At 35.5% G+C, this 6,762-nt stretch carries 7 protein-coding genes; all 7 read right to left on the bottom strand.

The window, feature by feature from the left end; all coding sequences use genetic code 11:
• Positions 1-13 precede the first annotated feature (13 nt).
• A complete protein-coding gene (locus B071_RS18540; RefSeq protein ID WP_051075296.1) occupies positions 14-256 on the bottom strand; it encodes a type II toxin-antitoxin system Phd/YefM family antitoxin in 243 nt (80 codons plus the stop codon).
• A gap of 222 nt (positions 257-478) precedes the next feature.
• On the bottom strand, positions 479-913 hold the full coding sequence (locus B071_RS19220) for a Mov34/MPN/PAD-1 family protein (protein WP_157703143.1): 435 nt from the start codon (positions 911-913) through the stop codon (positions 479-481).
• Complete coding sequence (locus B071_RS19215) at positions 886-2,490, bottom strand: ThiF family adenylyltransferase (RefSeq protein ID WP_157703142.1); 1,605 nt, start codon at positions 2,488-2,490, stop codon at positions 886-888. The genes B071_RS19220 and B071_RS19215 overlap by 28 nt, the downstream gene beginning before the upstream one ends.
• Complete coding sequence (locus B071_RS19685; RefSeq protein WP_157703140.1) at positions 2,487-3,617, bottom strand: CBASS cGAMP synthase; 1,131 nt, start codon at positions 3,615-3,617, stop codon at positions 2,487-2,489. Before B071_RS19685 ends, B071_RS19215 begins: the two co-directional genes overlap by 4 nt.
• A complete protein-coding gene (locus B071_RS19210; RefSeq protein ID WP_083914815.1) occupies positions 3,614-4,582 on the bottom strand; it encodes a CBASS cGAMP-activated phospholipase in 969 nt (322 codons plus the stop codon). Before B071_RS19210 ends, B071_RS19685 begins: the two co-directional genes overlap by 4 nt.
• A 209-nt stretch (positions 4,583-4,791) precedes the next feature.
• Positions 4,792-6,423, bottom strand: a complete 1,632-nt coding sequence (locus B071_RS19680) for a hypothetical protein (RefSeq protein WP_157703138.1) — start codon at positions 6,421-6,423, stop codon at positions 4,792-4,794.
• 171 nt (positions 6,424-6,594) lie between these two features.
• On the bottom strand, positions 6,595-6,762 hold a 168-nt coding region (locus tag B071_RS19205; protein ID WP_018526955.1), incomplete at its 5' end, for a tyrosine-type recombinase/integrase.

The following is a 6,762-nucleotide window of genomic DNA, read 5'->3' as shown; positions in this document are numbered from 1 at the left end:
ACCAAGCTATACATTACCAATCCAATGTATCAGACATTTCTTCGGCTGGTGTATTCATTCCCTCAATTATTGATTCTCTCATTCCTGGAATTGAGGTTAAGTATAAAGTTTCCTGAATACTCTTCCAATCTTCTTCCCCTACAAGAATTGCATTTGAATCTTTACCAGTTATTACTAGGGGTTCATGAGTCAAATTNACTTTTTGAACCAGCTTGTACAAATCTTTTCTTGCATTTGTAACATTAACGCTACTCACACAACTCCTCCATACGCTATAACGTACGTTTAATATATATCTTTTTATTCTATATGTCCAGAGTAATTTTTACATAACGTTTCGCGTGTATGTGCTGTTGCGAAGCAATGGCATATACACGCTGTTATCGGTTGGATTTTAGAGCATAACCAATTATCAACACCTTCATCAGCATCAGCATATTTTACTAAACTAATCATTATTTCATGTAACATGTGCTCCTCATTCAATAAAATAATTTTTACGACCTATTATTAAAAAGATTACTTGGTACTTTCGCTTTTTCCTAATAGAATTCCACTCATGCATATCAATTCCAGACGGTATAGGATTGTCTTCTGGATGTGTATGCCATTCACCTAGATAACAAATCTCCTTGTTACTACTGTTTTTCAACTTTTGCATTATCTTAACATGTTCTGGATCATTTCTTTCAAAAGAAAATCTATTTTGTTTGTCTTTTGGTTGTGGTGTGGTTAAATGTGTAACTTCGAAATGCTCCCCACGTATCTTCCCTAAAATTAATCCACCACTTTCTAAACCGTCATTTGTGTTTTGCTGATATCTTTTAAGTATCTCAATCACATCTTCTGAGAAAATGACGTATCTTTTTGGGCTTTCACAAATTGTTACTCCTTTGTATAATTCTTGCCACATATTTGACATTCCCCATTTTTTTTAATCAATTTAGATTCTATGCCACCAGTAGGGTAAAGTTGTTGCATGAAGAAATTATTGGGAAGCTTTTCAAGTAACCACATATTTATAATCTCAATAGTAAGTAGCGATGCATACATGGAAGCTGAAATAGAAAATGGAACATAAACAGATCCACAAGAGCCACGCAAAGGGTATTCTTCACCTGTGTATGTTATGGCTGAATCTGACATGCGGAAGCATTGATGGCATCCATTTTCGCGGTTGTTGAGCACAAATGATTCAACGGCTTCGCCACGCCCTCTGACCCAAGTTGAGATTACAACAGTATTTTTATGATTTAATTTTTCATGTAGCCACATTGTTAGAGCTTCTTCTCCGGTTGTGTCTATAATGAGGTCAAATTCATGTGAAAGAATAGTAGAGGTATAAACAGACTCATTCAAAGCAATGATTTTACAAAATGGAGCAATACGTATTAACTCATTTTGTAAAGCCTCTGCCTTAAACCTACCCGTAGAATTAATCCCAAGAAAATGACGACTGAAATTACACGGTTCAAAGTGATCATTATCAATAATATTTAAAACCCCATTATTGCCAACACCCCCGCCATTACGCACTATCATATTTGCTAGGTTGCTACCTATCGTCCCTGCGCCAATGAGCAAAATATTTTTATTGATTAAATTGATAGTAGAATCGGTGTTTGACGTAATCAATTCATCAGGCGTTGAATTCACTATCCAAAGTCGGTTCTTTATGTGACTGTTTTTAGATAATATACAGTTGACAGTTGTTTCTTGTAAATGAGGTTTGCGTTTTTTATGCATCAGTGGCGATAAAATTCCGATCTCAACACCAAAGTAATAATTTTGTTTTTGTGAATAAATAAGAATAATAAAATCGGTTAAATACTCCCTAATCTTTGTTTTTATGTTTTTTTTAATTTCACTGCAAATGCTATTAACATTATTTAGCCAAAGGCATAAATCACCAATATTCTCTATCGGCCATTTAATGTTTGCAAATTCCGGAATCTCAGGAATCTTATAGATTGCTATATATTGATTTTTCGATTTACTAGAATTGAATCTATCATCTGAAATGCCGGTTAAGATGTCGTTTTGTAACTTGGCATAATTTACGCTCGGTCTCATTTCTCCAAAATATCTCTTACTTGGTTTCCAGTATGCCATGAACTCACGAGTAATCTCCTTCATATCATGGAGTGTTGTCGAGTTGATTACATATCTAACCCGTTCAACACAATATTTGACCATATCTATAGGACGATACTTATCAAATACTTTAATACCTTCATCAAAACAAAGTTGCCAATCCCCATCAAGGTGTGGGAAATAAAACGGTTTTAGATTAGGATTATCTTGTGTTAGCATGAATGCTTTTGGAAAAGAGACTAGTCGGTTGCCTGAAAAGCGAAATTCTAATTCATATATACCTTTATTCGTTATAATTTCACCTTTATATGAGACACAATTTCTATTATCCGGATTATACCAAAGTGAAAAACCTTCTAAAGCAAAAGCTTCCGTAAATTTCGGAAATGTACTCAACCGGCTCGCCCCCGATTTTCTGGTTCTCTATTACTCCTGTCTTTTTCTACAGGATTACTTAATACTTTTTCTCTAGGTATAAACTGCAAAGTATCATCAATTGGGAATCGGGTACCAACATGTTTTCGAATTAATTCACATGAAATCCTACTTGAGATATCCGCTTCTTTAATAGCTTTTTTTAAGTCACGGGCAAAGTCTATTGCATAGACACGAAGACTGTCTTTATCATCTTCATTGATTCGTATTGTCTCTGAATCATCTGTCGGATTTTTAATAGGATTTGTGATTCGGTTTGGAATATTCTCAAGAACATTCAATAATGCTAAATCATCTCTTCTATCAATAGCGCTTTGAAAGATGCTATCCGCAAGAATCATTAAATAAATAGAGGAAGGTCCACCACCTTGTTGCCACTTATAATCACGCCAAGCTTTTAGATACCGACAAACACGCCGAAGCTGCTCTCCTTTGTTCTCAAAAATATATTTAAAATACTGGTTTAATTTTCGGGGATCAGAGGGAATCCAATCCTCCTCTCTATGCGCTAGCAGTACTTTGTTTTTTATTATTTCCCATTCATCCTCAGAAATGGATTCCATGCTCATTGAATCCATAGAGAAATTCTTTTTGGCAGCACTTTCTTTGATTAATCCGAATTCTTTGTCTGGTATTGAATATAATGGAATATCAATATGAATTTGTTCATTAACTATGACCCTTGAACATGTATCCTTGCTTTTAAAACCTTGCCAATTCTCAGCTTGAACTATTTCTTCTAAAAGTAAATCTACAACTGAGAAGAATATATTAGCAGCAATTGATGGATGGCCAGTTTCTTCATGGAACGAAAGAGGCAAATAGCATCCAAGGTCATGATCAATCTGTTGAGGTGGATTGATGCAAGGCTGATTTCGTGTTTTATATACAGAAGATCCTTGAGATAGAAATCTTGGAGAAAGATCAATATTCTGTTCAGCTTTAATTATTCGCGTGATTCCAGATCGTAAATGGTCACGAATTTTAACTTTTGCTTCTTGAATTAATGCTTTCTGGGCATCTGAAAGGTTAAGATTCCCAAGAAATCCTTGTTCATTTCTTGAAAAAAGGGGGGATAGATTTCTCATTTAGTATTCTCCTTTTCAAATGGTATAGGAATAAATTGATGTTTTGAATGGTTTTTTAATCTATTGAATTCTGGTTTGCCAATAAAACTCTGAGCTGAGACCTCTGCACATTGCTTCAATATCCTCTGTGCAACTTCATCTACTTTGTCTAAGCCGATTGAAGAGGCTTGATCATCTGATGGTGTTTCATCTATCGAATAATAGTTAGCTTCAAGCATAAATTTTACAATTTGGTCAGTAGATTGCTCCTGGCATGAAAAAATTAATTCAATAAGCTTTGTTTTCCATTGTAAAAGCCCCGACTTAAGCACCCCAGTTTTTCCAGAAGAAGTATACTTGCCAGATAAAGTACCGATATGAAGCTGATAAATATCTTCAAGTTTGACATCTAAAAACTTCTGGGCCTCAATACAAGCAAATAATCCCGGATGGTTAGCCGTCAATCCACCATCAATAAAATCACCATAGTCTGTTCTATGTATTGGAAAGAATGTAGGAGCAGCACTTGTCATTAAAGCCACATCAACCAGTTTTTTAGAGTGATCCATACGAAAACTTTCGTGGTGGCGGGTCTTTATAACCTGTGGCCCTCCTTTGGTGAAATTGATGGTCGGGATTATAACTCTATGCTTTAGATCTCCAACCGTCTTATCTCCAAAAATTCCTTGTAGTACTTCATGAAGTCCTTTGTTTGAATACTTTGACTTACACATTCCTATCCAAGAACGCTTTTGTGATGAAAAAATAGTTTTCCCATGATCGACAAACAATTTTACCATTTCAGATGCCGGTATCTCTAATGAAACCGCAATACCTAAAATTCCGCCAATAGATGTACCTGCTATGAGATCAAACTTTTGGGCAACAGGGCATCCAAATTCTTCTTCAATTTTAGCCAGAACCTTTGCCGTGTACAAACCCTTGAATCCCCCACCTGAGAGCGCAAGAATATGGAAATCATTCATAACTTCTCCTTTGCGTCAATTTGCTTTCCTCCAAAATCTTACCGATAACGTTCCCGGCGTATGCGACGTTTTCACCGTAGCGATAGCGGAGGTGAAAATGTGGCGAAGCCCAAGCGACCGATAGGGAGCGCAGCGCATTACGCCGTGTTAGGCGATTTGCATGGCACTTCAGTGATGTGTTCAAAAATACATGGAAGTATTTTTGAACATCATTTTGAACATAATACAATTTTTTCACCTTCAATGATAACGGAATAACCTTCTTCAATGATTTTTTTTATGTTAACACAATGAACTTCAACATATTCTGAAAGATTAATTTTAATATTCATTATTCTAATTTCTTCATTCTGAAAATCAAAATAGAAATTGTCTTTACCATGGAGATCATTGAGCAAAGATTTGAGTTTATCTTCTGTATCAACAGTTATTTTGATAAAATTACCGATCGCAATACCCATATTCAAGATTTCCGCGAACCATAAAGCATTTTTAATTTCTTCTTCTTCATTAGAAGGAGTAAAAATCATGTTTTTGCCTACATGTGTGGAAATATCATAAAGAGCATTGATTGTATTAATATAATATTGATTTATTGGTATTTGAAATGTTGGTAGCTTTAAATTTTGGCCGCCTTTCATGGGTCTGATTTCGAAGCTGTCGCTTGTATTAATTTCTCGTATAAAATCAAGGGTTTTTTTAAGATTTAAAATTGAATTTCCATAAGGATCTAATTCAAACTTATTATCATTTGCATTTTCTGTTATTATAATCTTTGCAGCTAAATCATGGCCATGAATATGCACCTTGCCATTATAGAAAAAGGTAACTTTTGTTTTGTTTATAATTTCACTACCATTTATGTATAATGAAACAAGAATTATTTCTTTCCTGCTTACACTGCTTCTTATCGCTTGGCCATCTTTTGAGTATTCCTCGAATGAAAAAGACAAATCATGCTCACCAGCTGAGATGCTTTTTATTGATTTAAAATCTGTCATTTGTACTTCTGGAGGAATCGTAATAGATGAATCAATTGATATAGGTTCAATGAGTATAGGTTTGAAGTCATTTTCATAGATTCCATAATAAATAAAATATAGTCCAAAACTAAGCTTAAGTATGTATTCGCAAAGTTGTTCGTTTCGCTTCTTTAGCTTAAAGACTTTTAAATCAATTGATCGAGTTCCTCCAGCATTGAAACCAAGATAAATGGCTGATGGTATTCGCAAATCTTGATTTTTTAATGCACTAATAATCCAAGGGTATTTTTTTCGTTCGTTTATATCAATGACTAACCAAAATGTGTGCAATAACGATCGTAATGCATTTTGAGGATTGAAGGCTTCTCTCGGAATAGATATCTTTAGATTCCCTTCTTCAGTATCTACATCGAAATCTTTTGAAGTTTTAACATCAACTCCTTGTTCCTTATTGAACTCAAATCTTGTATTTGAATTCTTTGCAGTCCGTGTTATTCCTTTTCTTCTTAAGATTTGGCTATTTATAAGAAAGGGGTTTAGCATTTTTGATAAATCACTCTCATATTTTTCTCCAAATTTGTGATTACAATCAACACACTCTTCATCAGATAATAATTTTGGATCATTAAAAAAGGCAGGGATAACATGACAATCATCTGAAAACCTTGCACCATCAGATTCGCTTTTTGAGCAAAAAGAACAGATTTTTTCCCTGTTTTCTATCTTTGATTTTTGTTTCGGTTGATCAAGGTTTACAGAATAATCAAAGATGGATGAATATTGGTCATAAAACTGTAATTCGTTTACAACTTCAAAACCTCTGAATTCTATTTTAGGTGTATAGATGATATTGCTCATAATATCTCCTGAGCCCATGGACGGCGAGGTAAAACAAACTTGCCATGCATTTCGCCTAACTCCCCGATACACGCAAACTTGCGTATATGCACCCTTTGGTTCCCCCCGCTATTGCGTGTATCCCGCCTTCCTCCATTTATTATACGCACGCCATCGCTCATATGCAGGCCNTCACTCCAGGTCCAGATCATCCAGGGGGTTTGGGACCCGGGAAATCAGAGTGGTGGAGACGTGGGTGTAAATCTCGGTGGTCCTGGTGCTGGCGTGCCCCAGAAGCTCCTGAATAATCCGCAGGTCCGTTCCTTTTTCCAGCAAGTGGGTAGCGTAGCTATGACGCAG

Source organism: Alkalispirochaeta alkalica DSM 8900, from assembly GCF_000373545.1.
Taxonomy (GTDB): Bacteria; Spirochaetota; Spirochaetia; order DSM-27196; family Alkalispirochaetaceae; genus Alkalispirochaeta; species Alkalispirochaeta alkalica.
This window is presented reverse-complemented; position numbering and strand designations above follow the sequence as displayed.

Bases quoted from the DNA above. Each gene is read 5' to 3' on its own strand.
- B071_RS19220 (WP_157703143.1), bottom strand. From the start codon at position 913: ATGTGGCAAGAATTATACAAAGGAGTAACAATTTGTGAAAGCCCAAAA.
- B071_RS19685 (WP_157703140.1), bottom strand. From the start codon at position 3,617: ATGAGAAATCTATCCCCCCTTTTTTCAAGAAATGAACAAGGATTTCTT.
- B071_RS19210 (WP_083914815.1), bottom strand. From the start codon at position 4,582: ATGAATGATTTCCATATTCTTGCGCTCTCAGGTGGGGGATTCAAGGGT.
- B071_RS19680 (WP_157703138.1), bottom strand. From the start codon at position 6,423: ATGAGCAATATCATCTATACACCTAAAATAGAATTCAGAGGTTTTGAA.